Below are 17,913 nucleotides of genomic sequence, written 5' to 3' on the forward strand. Positions count from 1 at the left end.
AAATCTAAAGGAACTCGTTTCAAGATCACACCATATGAGAAACTGAGTTTATTTCTTTTTGGTAATTGTTAATAGTAATTGATTGTTATTTAATAAATTAACCACTTTTCAACTGAGTTATAAAAAGAATGTTTATAGCTTGATTAATTACTTAAATTGTTAATAGTAAACTATTTAATATAAATGAATTAAAAAGTTATGAATAGACTTTATTAAAACTTGTGAATAATGATGATTTTAGAACTAAATTGATTCAATAAAGTTAAAATTGTTAATTATAAATATTTGATAAATAATAAATTAAAAAGTAATTAAGATAGTTTATCAAAAATTGTTGAAACTGAAATCTCCCTACAATTAGCCATTTTATTTATAGAAAAGGATTGTTATATTCGTAATGATTTAATAATCAATCTATGAATGAATTTAACCAACGACTAAACGAAGTAGAAAATCATTTGCAGCACAATGATCTCGATTTGGGTTATCGTCGATTAATTGATTGTGTGTTGGATTTGGGTGAGAAATCTTTTTACAAAGAGATTATCTCCTATTCGAATCTTTATTACAACGAGAATTCTACGAACGAAAATAAAACAACGCAAGCTTTACAATTGGTGGAAAAGTTGAAACAAGCTCCTCCTCCGCCCTTTCAAAAAGAAGAAACATTGATATCAACCAACAATGTTGAAAAAGTTTATCATCGTCGAAATTTTAAACTTCATCCCATTACTTTTGATTTGAAATCACGAGAAGTTGTTGGATTAGTTGGAGAAAATGGAAATGGAAAAACAACTTTATTACGTTTGATTTGTGGTGAATTGAAACCAACTTCTGGCGAAATAAATTATCATTTTTCTAAAGCAAAACCGTTTAGTTTCGAGCTGAAAACTAAATTGGTTTATGTGCCACAGCGAATTGAGGTTTTATATGGTTCGTTGATGGAAAATCTGCAATTTACCTTGACATGTTATGATATTTACAACGAAGAAAATTGGTTGTTGGCGAATGTTATGTTGGCGCGTTTGGGGCTTTGGCCGTACAAGGATTTGCAATGGCGACAATTGTCGTCTGGTTATAAAATGCGATTCGAGTTGGCGCGAACGTTATTGCGTCGCCCAAAAGTATTGTTGCTAGATGAACCTTTGGCGAATTTGGATATTTTGGCGCAACAAATTATTCTCGAAGATTTGAAATTTTTATCGCAATCTATTCGCAATCCTTTTGGTGTTATTTTGAGTTCTCAACAATTGTACGAAGTTGAAAAAGTATCGACAGAAGTTCTCTTTTTGGAGCAAGGAATGCTTAAAATACAAGGAGATACAAATGATTTGGAAGGTGATTTTACGATTGTTGAAATTGATGTGGAAAACACAAAAGAAGAGTTATTAACAGCTTTATCTAACATCGAAATTAAGCAAATAAAATTCAATGGAGGATCATATATCGCGTATTTTGATGATGAAATTTCGATGAATATGATTCTGTCCGAAATCGGAAAATCATCATTGAAAGTAAAATACATTCGAGATATTTCGAAATCAAGTCGTCGCTTTTTTGTCAATTAAAACTAACCAACTATGTTCAAAAAAATAAATCAAACTTTAATTACCAAATATCCATTGATTTGGAATCTGAAATTTATTTGGATTTTGTTGACGGTTTTAGTTTTCAACTTGATTGCATTTATCAATGGTTTTTTGTTTTTTACTAAAAAATCTCAACTGCAAGAAACTGGATTTTATGAAGTGTTTTTCAACTCAGGAATTGCAATTTATTATCTATTAATTGGTGTCATTATCGGCGTTATTTGGTTGTATTTCTATATAAAAAATAATCGTTTCAAATCAAATTACCCTACCTCAAGAAATTATTTATTCAAAGAATTTCTGGCCGTTTTCTTTATTATATTTTTGATGTTTTATGTGCCAAATTCATTCAAAACTGGTCTTAAATTTCGGGTTTCAAATTATATGAGCGAAGAACAATATTTGAAAGATATCGATATTATAAATAGAACGCAAGGTTTTACGTTGCAACCAAATTTTGGATACGATAATTATTCGAGAAATTTGTCTGTTCCAGCTTTTGATTCGTTGGTTTTGGAAAAAGAAACAAGAGAATTATATGAAAAAAATAAGAGAGAATATTTAAGAAAAAATCCAACATACTCATATGATGCTTTTTTGGATCCGTATTTCAGAAATCCTGAATTTGAAACCTTATTAAGAGATTATTTTCCGGAGCGATTTAGTTATTCTAAAATTAATTTTAATCAAACGTATCAACCTCTAAAAAAGAATAATTCATCTACAGATTCATTTCAAGAAGAAATGGACTATCCTACTACAGCAGCTGTAGATTCAACTTATGCTGTTGTCGATTCTGCTGCAGTATCATTAAATTCTGCTGGAAAACCAGATGTTTATTACAACTTAGCAAGTTTGTATAATTATAGTTTTTTGGTTTTTAACAATCCGAAAGATTCTACTTTAAATCATCAATTTTATGATGAACAATGGATTGCTTTGTTGCAAAAAAATGATCGAAAAGTAATTGAAAATTTATTGAATAATTATACCGATTTATTAAAAAAGCAAGAAATTGGGTATCAGTTCAAACATAAAAAGTGGATTGATTATTTGCCTCAATATCCGTATTATTTCATTGATCATAAATTGAATTATATTGATCCTTATCAAACTGTAGATAAAAAACTGAATGATTATATCCACCAAGATAGTTTAAACAAAGTGTATGAAAATATTGAGTTTTCGAAATATAGTTCCACTTGGTTAGAACATATTCAGTATTATTTACTAATCGCTTTAGTTATTACCGTTCTTATCATTACATTCAGATTTAGTTCGTTCAAAGTTTGGTTAATTTCATTAATTGGCGCAGGAATTTTGGCAATTTTAGGAAGCGTTTTCGGAATTTCTATCGATGCGAGTATTGGTTATACACAATTCACACCTTATATTATTTTATTTGTTTTTTACATTGCATTTATAGTGATTACACTAATTGGCTTACGTTCCAAAAAATATAAAGTTTTGACAGGTGTTAATCTTAATTGGTTTGTTGCGACCAATATTTTTATTGGAATTGTGATGCTTAGTTTTTACACAGATTTGCGTGAAGAAATGTTATATGAAGCAAATAAACATATGAATATTTATGAGTTTAGACAAACAAATAAAGAATTATTGATGTTACAAGAATTTGCAAAAATTTTTCTTTACATCAATCCAATTTTATATTTAATAAGTTTTTATTTCATCATTAATCTTTATAAAAAATGGCAAGCAATGCCAGAAGAATAAAAAAAGAAAAGCGAGCCGATTTAGCTCGCTTTTCACTTGATAATTGAATGAAAATGAATTTTAAAAACTACTTTAAAAAAACTTACTTATGAAATAAAATAACACATTGTGCTATTCAATAATAATTTTAAAACTCATACAAATTTTAAAATATTCTTTCAAAATTTAAATTAATAGAGGTTAACCATCAAAATTTATAGGTTAACCCTATTTTTTATGATTTTATGCACATTTAGACGAAGGTCTATTTCCTTTTGCATCACGTTTTTTGTGCATACTAAATTTATCAGATTTCATACGTTTTTCACGATCTTGTTTGTATTGATTGAACTGATTTTTGTCTAAAATTTTCTCTAATTTAATATCAAAATCGTTTGTACCTTTTTCTGGTCGAGAACCTCTTTCTCCTTTTTGAGTAGAATTTTTGTCTCTGTTCGCAAATTCTTTTTTCATGTCAGAATCTCTACTTTCTAACAACGATTTTACTTTTTTCTTTTGAGTAGAACTCAAATTATATTGATCAAATTTTTTTAACTGTCTATCAACAGAATTTGTTTGCGTATGTTCTACTTTATCCTTTTGTTGTTGATTATTTCCTTGTGGTCTTTGTTGAGCAGAAACTGCCATCACCATCACCATACTTGCTAATAAAAATGCTTTTCTCATAATCTATGTTTTTGTTTACAACTAAATGTTAGAATTATATTCTTTTCATTTTTCTTGAAACAAAGTTGCAACACAAAAAAAAGACGTCAAAAATATTGAGGTAAACGAGTGTTAAGTATCGGTGAAATCAAGGATTTATTAAAGTTTTTAACAAAAATGTCAAATTTATTAAATAAAAAAATCCATTCTTTATCGAATGGATTTTGATGTATTTTTTTGAAAAATTATTTCAATTCTTTTCCTAATAATTTTCCAGTTGATTCGTAAGCAGAAGCAATTCGACCGTATTCCATAACAAAATCATTTTTACCCGAAGTTCCTTTTACTTTATCCGATTTTATAGAAAGTAAAATGTTAGAAGGATTTGCAGTTTCAACAAAATTTAAATTTGTGCTTAGTTTTGCTGGTTCAATAGCTATACCAGCATGATAACCAGGATAAATCCATTCAGAATTGATAATCAAAGTATATTTTGCAGCTGGATTTTTTACAAAATTTAATTTTTTAGATTTAGTAGTTCCTTTTATAAATTTATCCAAAAAAGTAACATTTCTATTTTCATTCCAATCTGCAAGCCATTGTTTCCAATAATTTTCTCCTCTTTTCGGATTATTTAAAACATCTTTTTCACGTTTCTCTAAATATTCAGTTTCAGTTTTATTTTCATCATAAAATTTAACATCATCAAATAATAGTTGAACATTAATTTCTTTTTGATCTTTTAAAAAATCAGTGTTTCCAGATACAACCTGAATCTTTTGAGCAAAAGTTAAAATGCTTGTTATAAAGCAAATCATCAGTAAATAATTCTTCATACAGTATTGTTTTTCAGTAAAAATATAAATATTCTTTAAATAGTTATTGTATAATCATTTAAAGAAATATTATTTGGAAACGTTTATTGTTTATAATTAGTTTGTAAGTCTTGGAAAAATTTTACTGAAAATAATAATCAAAACGTTTGGTACACTACTTTTGTCTTAACAAAGTTTAACAATATTGTATGAAAGTTTTAATTTCTAAATCAATTGTATTTGTTAATTTTAGAGGAAATTTGAATCAATAATATAAACATTAATTTCAACGAAATTTTGGATATACAACAACTAAACCAACAAATAGAAGCAAAAAGCGAAAGCATTGCAAGGTTGACATCGGAAATAAATAAAGCGATTATTGGACAAGAAAAAATGATTGAAAGTCTATTAATCGGATTACTTGGAAATGGACACGTTTTATTAGAAGGTGTTCCTGGATTAGCAAAAACATTGGCGATTAAAACATTATCTGATGCTGTTGATGGATCTTTTTCTCGTATACAATTTACACCAGATTTGTTACCTGCCGATGTTGTGGGAACACTTATTTACAATGTAAAAGAAAACGATTTTAGAATCAAAAAAGGACCAATATTCGCCAATTTTGTTTTAGCTGATGAGATTAACCGTTCGCCTGCAAAAGTACAATCTGCCTTGTTAGAAGCAATGCAAGAGCGTCAAGTAACAATTGGTGATGAAACGTATCCATTACAAAAACCTTTCTTGGTTTTGGCAACTCAAAATCCAGTGGAACAAGAAGGAACTTATCCTTTGCCAGAAGCGCAAGTTGACCGTTTTATGTTGAAAACTGTAATTACTTATCCGGAATTTGAAGCAGAACGTTTGATTTTAAGAAATTCGATTAATCAATCTTTTCCAAAAATTGAGAAAGTAATTTCTATTCAAGAATTGTTGGATGCGCGCGAAATGGTGAAACAAGTTTATATGGACGAAAAAATTGAAAAATATATTTTGGATATTATTTTCGCAACTCGTTTTCCAGAAAAAGTTGGATTAGAAAAATTGGTTCCAATGATTTCGTTTGGTTCTTCACCTCGTGGATCAATCAATTTGGCACAAGCTTCTAAAGTGTATGCATTTTTACGTAAACGCGCTTATGTTATTCCAGATGATGTGCGTGCAATGGCAAAAGATGTGTTGCGTCATCGTATCGGAATTAGCTACGAAGCAGAAGCAGAAAATGTTACGCCAGAAGAAATTATAGACAATATTCTTAATGTTGTTCCAGTTCCTTAAACCACTATTCAAAATCATTTAAACTTTGGATGCAAAAGAAATCATCAAACGTGTAAAACGTATTGAGCTAAAAAGCAAGCGTAAAGCGAGCAACCTTTTTATGGGTGAATATCACAGTTCATTCAAAGGAAGAGGTATGATTTTTAGTGAAATTCGTCCTTATCAATACGGTGATGACGTTCGTAATATCGATTGGAATAAAACGGCTCGATATAGCGAACCTTATGTAAAAGTTTTTGAAGAAGAACGAGAATTAACCATGTTTTTATTGGTTGATGTTTCGAATTCTGAAAACTTTGGAACACGAAAACAAATTAAAATGGAAACAATTGCTGAATTGAGCGCTACATTGGCTTTTTCGGCAATTACTTATAATGATAAAGTTGGTTTGATATTATATTCGGATCAAGTGGAGAAATTTATTCCACCCAAAAAAGGAAAACAACATGTGTTGCGTTTGGTGAGAGAAATTGTTTCGTATGAGCCAAAAAGTAAGAAAACTGATTTAGCAGAGACTTTGGAAACATTTATGAATTTGGTTCGCCGAAAATCAAATGTTTTTATTCTTTCAGATTTTATTGATTCGTCTGATTATGAAAAAGCGTTGCGAATCGTAGCAAAAAAACATGATGTGACTGGAATTAGAGTTTATGATGAAAAAGAACAATCTTTTCCAGATGTAGGTTTGGTTCATGTGCAAGATAACGAAACAGGCGAAATCCGCTTGATAGATACTTCATCGAAGAAATTGCGTCAACAATATGCGCAATATTATCGTGATTTAGATCAACGTTATCAATCTATTTTCAAGAAAAATCATTCAGGCGCAATCAGTATTCGTACCGACGAAGATTATGTTCGCCCATTGTTAAACTACTTTAAAAGTCATAAAGCCTAATGAAGAATTTATTGCTTTTAGTAAGTTTTTTTATCCTTCAATTTTCGTTTGCGCAAGAAATTACGCCAAAATTAGATCGCACGACAATCAAAATTGGCGAGCCAATCCAATATGAAGTAAAAATTGATTACAAAGAAGGAGATAAAGTTGTATTTCCTACGATTTCAGATTCAATTAATCATCACATCGAAGTTTTAGGTCAAAAAATTGACACGGTAAAAACGGATGGAAAATCTGAAATTGTTCAACATTTAGAATTGACTGGATATGATGCAGGGAAATTTAATATTCCATCATTTATCATTCAGAAAAATGGAAAAGATTTAACAACAAAACAACTCGAAATTGATATTCAAGATATTGCAATTGATACAACGAAAAATGCAATTTTCCCGATAAAACCTGTGATGGAAGAAGAATATTCTATTGGAGATTATTGGAATAAATATTGGTTGTACGGCATTATTGCGTTGATTTTATTTATTATCGGAATTGTTTTGGTTGTATTATATGTTCGCGCAAAATCGAAATTATCTGGCAAAGATTCGTACAAAACGCCTTATGACGAAGCGAAAGCAAGTCTGAAAGCCTTGGATGCTAAGAAATATTTGAAACGTGGTGAACAAAAAGAATATTACACGCAATTATCATTTATTGTAAGACGATATTTAGGACGTATTTATAACTTTTCGGCATTAGAAATTTTGTCGGATGATTTGGTAAAATATGTTGCGACAAAACCAGATGTTTTACCAGAAGATGTGCAGAAATTTAAACAATTTTTGTTCGATGCTGATTTGGTAAAATTCGCAAAACAAGAATTTGATGAACCAACAAATATTTCGCACCGAAATTGGGTAGATGAATTTGTAGATCGTGTAAAACCATTAGAAATTCCGGAGAACGAAGATTTGAAAAAAGATCAAGTGACGGGAGAAAAATATAAACAGTTTAATAACAATTAGGAATGCTAAATTTTGAGTTTCAAAATCCTTGGATCTTACTCTTATTGCTTGCTTTGCCTTTCTTTATTTTCAGAGAAATTCGCAAAACGAGCCAGAAAAAAGCATCCTTAAAATTACCTTCGCTCAAAGCATTTGGAGGTGCAAAAAGTTCGTTAGCGACGTACAAACCACTTTTATTTTTGATGCGAATTATCGCAATGGTTTTGTGCATTGTTGCTTTAGCTCGTCCACGTTATGTAGATGTTACGACAAAAGTAAAATCGGACGAAGGAGTTGATATTTTATTGACTGTAGATACGTCATTGAGTATGTTAGCGCGCGATTTGAAACCAGATCGTTTAACAGCGTTAAAAGAAGTTGCAAAAGACTTTTCACTTGGAAGAAAAACGGACAGAGTTGGTTTGGTCGAATATTCTGGAGAAGCTTTGACACGTGTTCCATTAACAACAGATCGTGATGTTTTGATACAAGAAATCGAAATGTTACATTCTGGTAGTTTAGCTGATGGAACAGCAATTGGAGTTGGTTTGGCAACAGCTGTTAATCATCTTAAAAATAGTAAAGCAAAATCTAAAGTAGTTATTTTGATTACAGATGGTGTTGAAAGTGTAAATCCTTCTGGAGATTTGATGTATGTTTCACCGAGACAAGCCGCTGATATTGCAGCAGAGAAAGGGATAAAAGTATATACAATTGGTATTGGAACAAACGGAATGGCGCCTATGCCTGTTGGTTACGATATGTTAGGTGATTACGTTTTTGAGATGCGTCCTGTACAAATTGACGAAAAACTGTTAGAAGAAGTTGCAGATAAAACTGGAGGTTTATATTTCCGTGCAACAAACAATGAAAGTTTGAAAAACATTTATAACGAAATTGATAAACTTGAAAAAACAGAGATTAACGAAGTCAAATATTATAATTATACCGAATTGTTTGCACGATTCTTATTGCCTGCATTCATTATTTTGGTATTAGAAGCCATTTTACGAAGAACCGTTTTTAAAGAATTAATCTAATGCAGTGGGGAGAATTACATAATATTTGGTTGATGATTTTATTGTTTGTCGTTATTTTTCTATCGATAACAGTATTTCAATGGCGCGAACGTGTAAAGAAAACATTTGCAGATAAAGAACTGTTTCCATTTGTTTTTCCAATCACTTCTTCAAAGCGTTATGGTTTCAAAATCATTGCATTTTGTGTGGCTTTATTTTTAATGGTAATTGCATTGATGGATCCACTTTATGGTGAACGAGATGTGCAAGTAAAGCGCGAAGGAATTGATATGGTTTTCTTGTTAGATTTATCAAGTTCGATGAATGCACAAGATGTTGCTCCTTCGCGATTAGAAAAAGCAACAAAATTAATTACAGAAACATTACATCAATTAGGAGGAGATAGAGCTTCTTTGGTTGCGTTTGCAGCGAATGCTTACACGATTTCTCCATTGACAAATGATTATGCTGCAATCGAAAGTTATTTGCAAAATGTTAATACTGAGTTAATTTCGAGCCAAGGGACAAATTACTTAAATGCGATTCAGGAAGCTGCAAAAACATTCAAAGGATCGGCGAATACAAGTAAATTAATTGTACTAATTTCGGATGGAGAAGACAACGAAAATACAGTTAATCAAGCTTCTAAAATAGCAAAAGATAACGGAATTCATATTGTATCAGTTGGTGTTGGAACAGATAAAGGAGCTCCAATTCCGATGTATTACAATGGCTACGCCGAAGACTATAAAAAGGACGAAACAGGTTCTATAGTTATTACAAAATTAGAAGATAAAAATCTTCGCAAATTGGCACAAGATACAAACGGAACTTACATTCATTTGGATAATACGCAAGATGCATTATCCGCATTATCAATGTATAAAGCCCGATTAGATAAAAACGAAATTGCTAACTCTACAACAAGAGATATGAATCATATTTATCAGTGGTTTTTAGCGGTTGCGGTTTGTTTACTTTTTGTGGAATTATTAACATCTGAATATAAGATTTTTAACAAAAAGAAATAGTAAGTTTGTATGGTAAAATGATGTACTTTTTAAAACAAATAGGATTTTTAGGAATAATGCTTTTATCCGTTTTTGGTTATAGTCAATCGAAAGCGAAAAGCTACATTATTGAAGGAAACGAGTATTATCAAAAAGGAAAATTTGATAATGCAGAAGTTGCCTACAAGAAAGCTACCATGGAAGATCCAACTTCTGTCAAAGCAAATTACAATTTAGGAAATGCTTTATTTCAACAAAAACGTTACAAAGAAAGTATAGCGCATTACAAACGTTCTGCTGAAGTATCTAAAACGAATAATGATAAACATTTGGCTTATCACAATTTAGGAAATGCTTTTATGCAGGAAAAAGATTATCAAAATGCTGTTGATAATTACAAACAAGCCTTACGAAATGATCCAAAAGATGATGCAACACGTTACAACTATGCATTAGCAAAAAAAATGTTAGAAAAAGAACGTGAGAAACAAAAAGATCAAAATAATAAGGATAATAAAGATCAAAACAAACAAGATCAAAATAATCAGCAAAAACAACAACAGCAGCAAAATAAACAGAATCAACAAAACCAAAATAACCAAAAGCAAAATCAGAATCAGAATCAATCTCAACAACAACAATCTGATCAGCAGAAACAGCAAAATCAAGGAGGAAACCCGAAAGCTGGTGGTGAAAATGGAAACAATAAAGGACAAGGAAATAATCAATCTCCAGAAATCAAACAAGGAAATAATGGAGACGGAAAAGAACAAGATAATGCAAAGAATAATTTGGGAGACGGTTTGCTAAAAGCATTGCAAAATCAGGAAGCCAAAACCCAACGAAAAATTATTCAACAAAAAGCAGAAAAACAACGAACAACAACATCTAAGGATTGGTAATGACAACGACAAGCGTTTTAAATAGCTTTTTAGTGTTTGCCTTAACGTCTATCACAGCGTTAGCACAACAAATTTCTTTTAAATCTGATGCAGATAAAACACAGGTCAGTTTAGGAGAAGCATTTAGCGTGGGCTTTTTTATCGAATCTAATACAGATAGTTATTCGATTGATCAACCAATGAAATATCCTCCACATAATGGATTACAAATTGTAGGTGAACAACGCTCGCAAAATGTTTCTTATGTGAATGGAAAAGGAGTGATAGAAGAAGGAATTATCCTTGCTTTTGTTGCTGAAAAAGAAGGTAAATATCGAATTGGAGCTGCTAAAATTGTGATTAATGGAAAAACCTATACATCGAAACCTGTCGATGTTGTAGTGAAAGGAACGGGGTTGACGCACAACAATTTTAGAAGTAATACTTCGCAGCCTGTTTTTCTACAAAGTAAAGTTTCGAAAACGAATCCTTATGTGAACGAACAAGTTGGTTTATCAGTAAAATTATACGTAAAAGATTTATCTTATCTTAATCGTAAACAAAACTTTCGTCAAGGAAATTTAGACGGATTAAGCCCAAAAATTGTAAAAAGCTCTCCCGAAAATATCAAGCAAGAAATTGTTGGAGGAAAACAATATTTCTCCGAAGAAATTGCACGTTATTATGTTTTTCCTCAAAAACCAGGAAAGATAGAAATCGATCCGTTTTCGGTAGATGTGGTGTTGCCAACAACGTATGGAGCGGAGCCTGTAGAAGTGCGTAGTAATCCAGTTGTGATTAATGCAAAAGCACTTCCAGAAGAAGGAAAGCCAAAGAATTTTAGCGGTGCAGTTGGTCAATTTAAAATGAACGCTTCGGTTGATAAAAAAGAAGTTACAACCAATGAAAGTGTAAATTTTGATGTTGAAATTATTGGAACAGGAAACTTTAATACGATTAATTTACCTGAAATTACGACGCCAAAAAATTTAGAAAAATTCGCACCGAAAAAACGCGATGCATATAAAACCTATGATACAGGAATGAAAGGAAAAGTTGCTGAGCAAACAGTTCTTGTCCCAAATTTTGGAGGAGAATATACGATTTCGCCTGTAGAATTTTGTTATTTCGATCCTGTTAAAGAGAAATATGTAACCTTGAAATCAGATTCGATTAATTTGTCTGTTTCAGGTTCTAAAACTTCTTCTGCAACGGCTGTGGCTTCTAATTCACCAGATTCGACAATTTCTGATAAAATAGAAGAAATGACGAACGATGTGAAAGAAGGAAAAAGCGGTTGGTTGTGGTTAACTGGTGGTGTAATTGCATTGAGTGCTGGAAGTTTATTTTTGATGAGAAAGAAAAATAACCCGACACAAAAACAAAAAATTGAACCAAAAATAAAACCTCTTAACGAGCAAAATAATTTTGAATCATACCAACCAAAAACAGAAACCCAAAAGTTTACTTTGGTTGAAAAACCAACGATAAATTCGAGTCAAATTTCTGCTGAATTAGATGAATTGAAGCAAAAAATAAACGTTGAAGACCAAAAAGATTTTTATCAATTACAAGAAAATATTTTGTGTAATGCTGCGCTATTAAAAACGAATACAGATTTAGCTCATTTTTCTGACGAGGTGATTGCAAATAAATTGATCGAAAATGGTGTTAGTGAATTAGCCGTAGAACAATGGAAATTGTTGCTGAACAACGCACGACAAGCTAAATATGCCTTTGGTGGTTTGCATCAAAATTTAGAAGAAGTTTTCGAAGCTACGCAAAATATTTCCGAAGAATTATTACGAAAATAAATTTCAAGTTTTTTAGATAGTAAAAGGGACAATCTCAGTTTTGAGTTGTCCCTTTTATTTTTGCTCTTACAACTCATCCTCAAAAATTGACAATTCGGTAACATATAATTTCAAACGAAAAGTGTTTGTAAGAACTTTGACTCAACAAATAAAAAAACACAAATGATGAAAACAATTTTCTTAACAATCGCAATTTTATTCACTGTATCAACTTTTGCACAAAAGAATTTTGAATCAGATATGAATAAAACTTTAACGGAATGGAACAAAGGAAATCATTCTTCTGAAGCTAATTTTAAGCAATTAATAAATGATTATCCAAATGAATGGTTACCAAAATATTACTTGACTTTTTCTGAAGTTTTGAAAACGTTCGAATCAAAAGATATTACTAAAAATGAAAAAATTCTTTTGAATGTAAAAACTCAAATCGATGATTTAGTCAGAAATAATCCATTAAATGTAGAAATTCTCAATTTGAAAGCCTTGTATTTAACAGCAGAAATTGTGCAGAATCCAATGCAAAATGGAGCAATTTATTATCCAGAAGTAGTACAAATCTATCAAAAATCGTTGATGTTAAATCCAACTAATCCGCGTTCTGTTTTAGGTTTGGCTGAGTTTAATATCAATGCTGCAAAATATAGAGGAATGGATATTACACAAGATTGTAAAAATGTAAAAAAATCTTTAGCTTTATTCGATACTGAAAAGCCAAAGAATAATGAACCGATATGGGGAAAAGATCGTGCCGAAGCCTTGTTGAATAACGAATGTAAAAACGTACTATAATGATAGCTTTAGTTGCACAATTTATTCACGAAATTATTTTTTGGTTAATTAATTTGATTGCTTGATATGGAACCATATAATAAAAGATTAATAACAATTTTTTCTATTCTAATTTCATTGATATTATTTATATATATTTTAAATGAAAGTGAATCGGTATATCCTATAACATCATCTTTTGAGTTAGGTAAATTAGTTGGTCATTCTACGAAATTTATAGCCTTAGGATTTATTGTTTACAAATTCATTGAGGGAATTATTGTTTCTGACAAAAAGTTAATTGTTCGTAATATTTTGATTCTATTTGTAATCAATGTTTTGATTTATAGCGTGATATTTTTTACATCTCCAAATGTATCATTCAATCAATTTTTTCATCCAGAAGCTATCAAATATTTTATCGGATATTTTTCGTTCAGTGTTGCAGCATCTTTTGTGAATACAAGCGTTTTTAATGAATATAGAACAGATGTACCAGATTCGCCTAAACCAGAAAAAGTTTTAAGAAAGTATTTTTTACGTTCTATTATTTATACGTTGGTATTGTATTATGTATTCGTGGAGTTTGCGAATCTCCTTTTGCAGAAATATATTTTTTACGATCAATCGATCAATTATCTTTTAGTTGCAGTTATCACGGTTTTCTTTTTGTTTTTATTCTTTATTATCGATCGAAAAAAAAATAAATTAGAACGTAAAATTGTCATAGAATCAACAAAAGCAGAAACAGCAACGGCACAATTCGAAACTTTAAAAAATCAATTAGACCCACATTTTTTATTCAATAGTTTGAATGTTTTAACTGGTTTGATTGAAGAAAATCCAGATAATGCGATAGATTTTACAACATCGCTTTCTAAGATTTATCGATATGTTTTAGAACAAAAAGACAAAGAAGTTGTGTCGATTCAAGAAGAAATAAATTTTGCAAAAACCTATGTCAACCTTCTAAAATTAAGATTTGAAAATAGCATCGATTTCGAAATTGAACAAATAACTTTCTCTGAAACCGAATTTATTGTACCACTTTCTTTGCAGATTTTATTAGAAAATACGATTAAACACAATATTGTATCTGATCAAAAACCTTTGAAAATTAAAATTTATAAAAAAGATAATTATTTGATAATTGAAAATTCTTTCCAACCAAAAGAAACCATTAAAGATTCGATAGGAATTGGGCTGAAAAATATTATTAATCGTTATCAATTAATTTCTAACCGAGAAGTGAACATCGAAAAAAATGAACAACTATTTCGTGTAGAACTTCCCATATTAACACAAAAAAATACAACTATGAACACACAAAATTTTGACGAACAACAGGCTTATTTACGTGCAATAGAACGCGCAAAAGAATTGAAAAAGTTTTATGCACATTTAGGAACTTATGTTGTAATGAGTTTATTCTTTTTTATTCTGAATTTAGTTACAAGTAATGGACATTGGTGGTTTTATTGGCCAGTTTTAGGTTGGGGATTGGGAGTTGCATTAAATGCTGTCAAAGTTTTTGCGTATGGTTCTGGTTGGGAAGAAAATAAAGCCAAAGAAATCTTGGAAAAAGAGCAAAATAAAAAGTGGCAGTAAATGAATTTTATAAGTCAAATAAAGCAAACAAATTGGATTAGAATAATCATTTTTTATGGATTGATATTGATAGGAACTTTTCTGATTCGTAAATGTCCTAATTTTTTACAATTGATTTTTGGAGGTTTAGTAGATTTTCAACTGCCTTGGAATATGAATCATGGGTTGATTATTTTTTTGATTAGTTTACTTTTCTATAAATTCTCTAAGATTAAAAAAGAAGTTTCTCTTTTGGGAAAAGAAAGTTTAAAAACATTGATTTTTCCATTTATACTAATCATTGGTTATTCAATTTATGGATTTGAGAATAGCTATGGAATAAATAAACATATATGGGCAACAATCTTTATTTCGGTAACATTACTTTATGATATTGCTGAAGAATATACCTGGAGAGGTTATTTGAATGATGCACTTGGAAATATATTTTGGATAATAAAAAGTATTATAACAGGAATATTTTGGGCTGTTTGGCATGTATTAATTTTTAAGGATTTCGATCAATTTGGAGGTTTTGGAATTTTCATGTTATTGTGCATTGTTTTTTCTTTTGTATTAACCTTTTCAACGATTCGAACAAAATCGATTATTGTTCCAGCAACAATTCATGCTTTAATGGCAAAAACAAATCTCGCAACATTGATCATTTTTGTCATTATACTTGCTTTATTATTTGTTTGGAATAAAATTTTTATGAGAAAACCGACTCGTGAACTAACTTAAAAAAAGATGAAAATATTAATTATAGAAGATGAAAAGCCTGCTGCGCGTTTATTAAAGCGACGTGTAGAAAAATTGGGTTATCAAATACATGAAATGTTGCATTCTGTAGAAGAAAGTGTAGCGTGGTTGAAAACGAATCCAAATCCAGATTTAATTTTTCTGGATATTCAGTTATCAGACGGTTTGTCGTTTGAGATTTTTAATCAAGTTAATGTTTCGTCTGCGATTATTTTTACGACGGCTTATGACGAATATGTATTGAAAGCGTTTAAATTAAATTCGGTTGACTATTTGTTGAAACCTGTTGATGAAGAGGAATTGAAGTTTGCAATTGAAAAATTTGAAAAACAATTTCAGCAAGCATCTTCAAGTTTCAATCTAAATGAATTAAAAAATCTTTTTTCGAATAATCAAACAGAAAAATTTAAAGAACGTTTTTCGATCAAAATCGGAACATCAATCAAAATTATAGAAACAGAGAATATCGAATGTTTTTTTAGTGAAAACAAAGCAACATATATTCATACAAAAGAAAATCGAAATTATTTGGTAGATTTTTCATTAGATAAAGTAGAAGAACAAATCGACCCGAAAAAGTTTTTTAGAATTAATCGTAGTCAAATCATCCAAATCGATTCGATTAAAGAAATTACAATGTATTCTAATTCAAGATTAAAAATAATTTTGAATACTTACAATGAACAAGATATGATTGTGAGTCGCGAAAAAGTGGCAGATTTTAAGAATTGGTTGGATTAAGAATTGATTTATTGCTTTTTTATGAAAAATTGTTCATAAAAACTTCTATTTTTGCATCAACCAATTAATTATAACTAAATACGAATGGAAAATATAATATCATTTTTTCAGAAATTCTCTTTCAATCAAATCGGAACAACTTTCGCCGTACTTTTTGCAGTTATCGATATTTTAGGAAGTATTCCAATTATTGTAGGAATTCGGAGCAAAGTTGGACATATTCAGTCCGAAAAAGCCTCGATTGCAGCAGGAATTATGATGATTTCGTTTTTGTTTTTCGGAACAAAAATTTTGAAATTAGTTGGTGTTGATGTTCAGTCATTTGCTGTGGCTGGTGCATTTGTGATTTTTATCATCGCTATTGAAATGATTTTAGGAATTGAGATCCAGAAAGGAGTCGAATCTAACTCTGCATCCATCGTTCCTATTGCGTTTCCGTTAGTTGCGGGTGCGGGATCGTTGACAACTGTACTTTCGCTTCGTTCGCAGTTTGCAGATATTAACATTGTGATAGCGATTATATTAAATATGTTAATCGTATATTTGGTGCTGAAATTCGCAGGAAAACTCGAAAAATGGATGGGACCTGGCGTTTTATCGGTACTGAAAAAAGTATTTGGAGTAATTTTATTGTCAATCGCAATCAAATTATTTACGTCAAATATCGGTGCATTGTTTATGAATGAAATTAAAATTTAAAAATTCATTATCTAATGAAAACATATATTTATATCGCGACAATCGTTTTGTTGATAGGTTTAGGTTACAACCTATATGAGATGGATTATAAAGCTGGTTTTATGGCTGAAGAAAACTTTCGTAGCGTTTTAGGAATTGGAGCATCAGTTTGTGGATTAATTTTAGTATCTGTATACTTTAGTTTTTTCAGATTGCAAGCAAATCTTAAGAAATAAACAGTTTTACAACTTATAATAAATGAAAAAGATTAATCCTAGGATTAATCTTTTTTTGTTTGTATCGCTTCGTTTAATTTTTCTAATAAAGTTTTGACAGATTGTTCTATCACCTCAAAAGGTTGATGTTTTGTAGAAGTATAAATCATCACCAAATCAACCGAATAATTTTCATTAGGTTCAAGTAACAATTTATTCAATCTGTAAGCTTCTTTAGCACGACGTTTCAATAAATTTCGATCAACCGCGTGTTTGAATTTTTTCTTTCCAACACTTACTCCTACTCTTATATTGTAATCCGCTTTCGGTTTGATTTTGTAGACAAATCTAATCGGATGAGAAACAAATGTTTTTCCATCAGAAAACAATTCATCGAATGCTTTTCTGCTTTTAAGTTTCTCATTCTTACCAAAAGTCAATTTCATATTGCTAAATTCTACGTAAATTTGTAACTGCAAAAGTAAGTATTCTAAAAAGTTTTAGAATTATGTAACTTTGAAAATAA

At 30.2% G+C, this 17,913-nt stretch carries 18 protein-coding genes; 15 read left to right on the forward strand and 3 right to left on the reverse strand.

Annotated features, from left to right (window positions below):
* The first annotated feature begins 416 nt into the window (after window positions 1-416).
* Both B3J26_RS08320 and B3J26_RS08325 read left to right on the forward strand, forming a co-directional pair.
* Complete coding sequence (locus B3J26_RS08320) at window positions 417-1,568, forward strand: ATP-binding cassette domain-containing protein (RefSeq protein WP_291074126.1); 1,152 nt, start codon at window positions 417-419, stop codon at window positions 1,566-1,568.
* 12 nt (window positions 1,569-1,580) lie between these two features.
* Window positions 1,581-3,326 (forward strand): hypothetical protein, encoded by a 1,746-nt coding sequence (locus B3J26_RS08325; protein WP_291074128.1) that lies wholly within the window; start codon window positions 1,581-1,583, stop codon window positions 3,324-3,326.
* A 222-nt stretch (window positions 3,327-3,548) separates the two neighbouring features.
* Here B3J26_RS08325 and B3J26_RS08330 read toward each other — a convergent pair whose 3' ends face one another.
* Both B3J26_RS08330 and B3J26_RS08335 read right to left on the reverse strand, forming a co-directional pair.
* Window positions 3,549-3,992, reverse strand: coding sequence for a hypothetical protein (locus B3J26_RS08330; RefSeq protein ID WP_291074130.1), 444 nt, complete (start codon window positions 3,990-3,992; stop codon window positions 3,549-3,551).
* 224 nt (window positions 3,993-4,216) lie between these two features.
* A complete protein-coding gene (locus tag B3J26_RS08335; RefSeq protein WP_280049790.1) occupies window positions 4,217-4,807 on the reverse strand; it encodes a hypothetical protein in 591 nt (196 codons plus the stop codon).
* A gap of 258 nt (window positions 4,808-5,065) precedes the next feature.
* Between B3J26_RS08335 and B3J26_RS08340 the strand changes: the two genes are divergently transcribed.
* The 13 genes from B3J26_RS08340 to B3J26_RS08400 all read left to right on the forward strand — a co-directional run bounded on the left by B3J26_RS08340 (window position 5,066) and on the right by B3J26_RS08400 (window position 17,408).
* Window positions 5,066-6,067 (forward strand): AAA family ATPase, encoded by a 1,002-nt coding sequence (locus B3J26_RS08340; RefSeq protein WP_038336178.1) that lies wholly within the window; start codon window positions 5,066-5,068, stop codon window positions 6,065-6,067.
* 25 nt (window positions 6,068-6,092) lie between these two features.
* The gene (locus B3J26_RS08345; RefSeq protein ID WP_125350567.1) at window positions 6,093-6,965 is read left to right on the forward strand and encodes a DUF58 domain-containing protein; all 873 of its coding nucleotides are present in this window, start codon (window positions 6,093-6,095) and stop codon (window positions 6,963-6,965) included.
* Window positions 6,965-7,930, forward strand: a complete 966-nt coding sequence (locus B3J26_RS08350) for a BatD family protein (RefSeq protein WP_280051817.1) — start codon at window positions 6,965-6,967, stop codon at window positions 7,928-7,930. The genes B3J26_RS08345 and B3J26_RS08350 overlap by 1 nt, the downstream gene beginning before the upstream one ends.
* Before the next feature lie 2 nt (window positions 7,931-7,932).
* On the forward strand, window positions 7,933-8,949 hold the full coding sequence (locus tag B3J26_RS08355; RefSeq protein WP_291047415.1) for a vWA domain-containing protein: 1,017 nt from the start codon (window positions 7,933-7,935) through the stop codon (window positions 8,947-8,949).
* Entirely contained in the window at window positions 8,949-9,959 is a 1,011-nt protein-coding gene (locus B3J26_RS08360) for a vWA domain-containing protein (RefSeq protein ID WP_125350569.1), read from the forward strand. Before B3J26_RS08355 ends, B3J26_RS08360 begins: the two co-directional genes overlap by 1 nt.
* Before the next feature lie 17 nt (window positions 9,960-9,976).
* A complete protein-coding gene (locus B3J26_RS08365; RefSeq protein WP_114998633.1) occupies window positions 9,977-10,840 on the forward strand; it encodes a tetratricopeptide repeat protein in 864 nt (287 codons plus the stop codon).
* Window positions 10,840-12,633, forward strand: a complete 1,794-nt coding sequence (locus B3J26_RS08370; protein ID WP_291074132.1) for a BatD family protein — start codon at window positions 10,840-10,842, stop codon at window positions 12,631-12,633. The genes B3J26_RS08365 and B3J26_RS08370 overlap by 1 nt, the downstream gene beginning before the upstream one ends.
* Before the next feature lie 165 nt (window positions 12,634-12,798).
* Window positions 12,799-13,425, forward strand: a complete 627-nt coding sequence (locus B3J26_RS08375; RefSeq protein ID WP_291074134.1) for a hypothetical protein — start codon at window positions 12,799-12,801, stop codon at window positions 13,423-13,425.
* A gap of 117 nt (window positions 13,426-13,542) precedes the next feature.
* Complete coding sequence (locus B3J26_RS08380) at window positions 13,543-15,012, forward strand: histidine kinase (RefSeq protein WP_181816268.1); 1,470 nt, start codon at window positions 13,543-13,545, stop codon at window positions 15,010-15,012.
* On the forward strand, window positions 15,013-15,735 hold the full coding sequence (locus tag B3J26_RS08385; RefSeq protein ID WP_291074138.1) for a CPBP family intramembrane glutamic endopeptidase: 723 nt from the start codon (window positions 15,013-15,015) through the stop codon (window positions 15,733-15,735).
* A gap of 6 nt (window positions 15,736-15,741) precedes the next feature.
* Window positions 15,742-16,494 (forward strand): LytR/AlgR family response regulator transcription factor, encoded by a 753-nt coding sequence (locus tag B3J26_RS08390; protein ID WP_291074140.1) that lies wholly within the window; start codon window positions 15,742-15,744, stop codon window positions 16,492-16,494.
* A gap of 84 nt (window positions 16,495-16,578) precedes the next feature.
* On the forward strand, window positions 16,579-17,193 hold the full coding sequence (locus tag B3J26_RS08395; RefSeq protein WP_125350575.1) for a MarC family protein: 615 nt from the start codon (window positions 16,579-16,581) through the stop codon (window positions 17,191-17,193).
* 14 nt (window positions 17,194-17,207) lie between these two features.
* Window positions 17,208-17,408: a hypothetical protein gene (locus B3J26_RS08400; protein WP_125350576.1), complete on the forward strand. Its 201-nt coding sequence runs from the start codon at window positions 17,208-17,210 to the stop codon at window positions 17,406-17,408.
* Window positions 17,409-17,452: 44 nt separating this feature from the next.
* Here the strand turns inward: B3J26_RS08400 and rnpA are convergent, their stop codons facing one another.
* The gene (gene rnpA / locus B3J26_RS08405) at window positions 17,453-17,833 is read right to left on the reverse strand and encodes a ribonuclease P protein component (RefSeq protein ID WP_125350577.1); all 381 of its coding nucleotides are present in this window, start codon (window positions 17,831-17,833) and stop codon (window positions 17,453-17,455) included.
* Window positions 17,834-17,913 lie beyond the last annotated feature (80 nt).

This window comes from Empedobacter sp. UBA5987 (assembly GCF_002429865.1).
Taxonomy (GTDB): domain Bacteria; phylum Bacteroidota; class Bacteroidia; order Flavobacteriales; family Weeksellaceae; genus Empedobacter; species Empedobacter falsenii_B.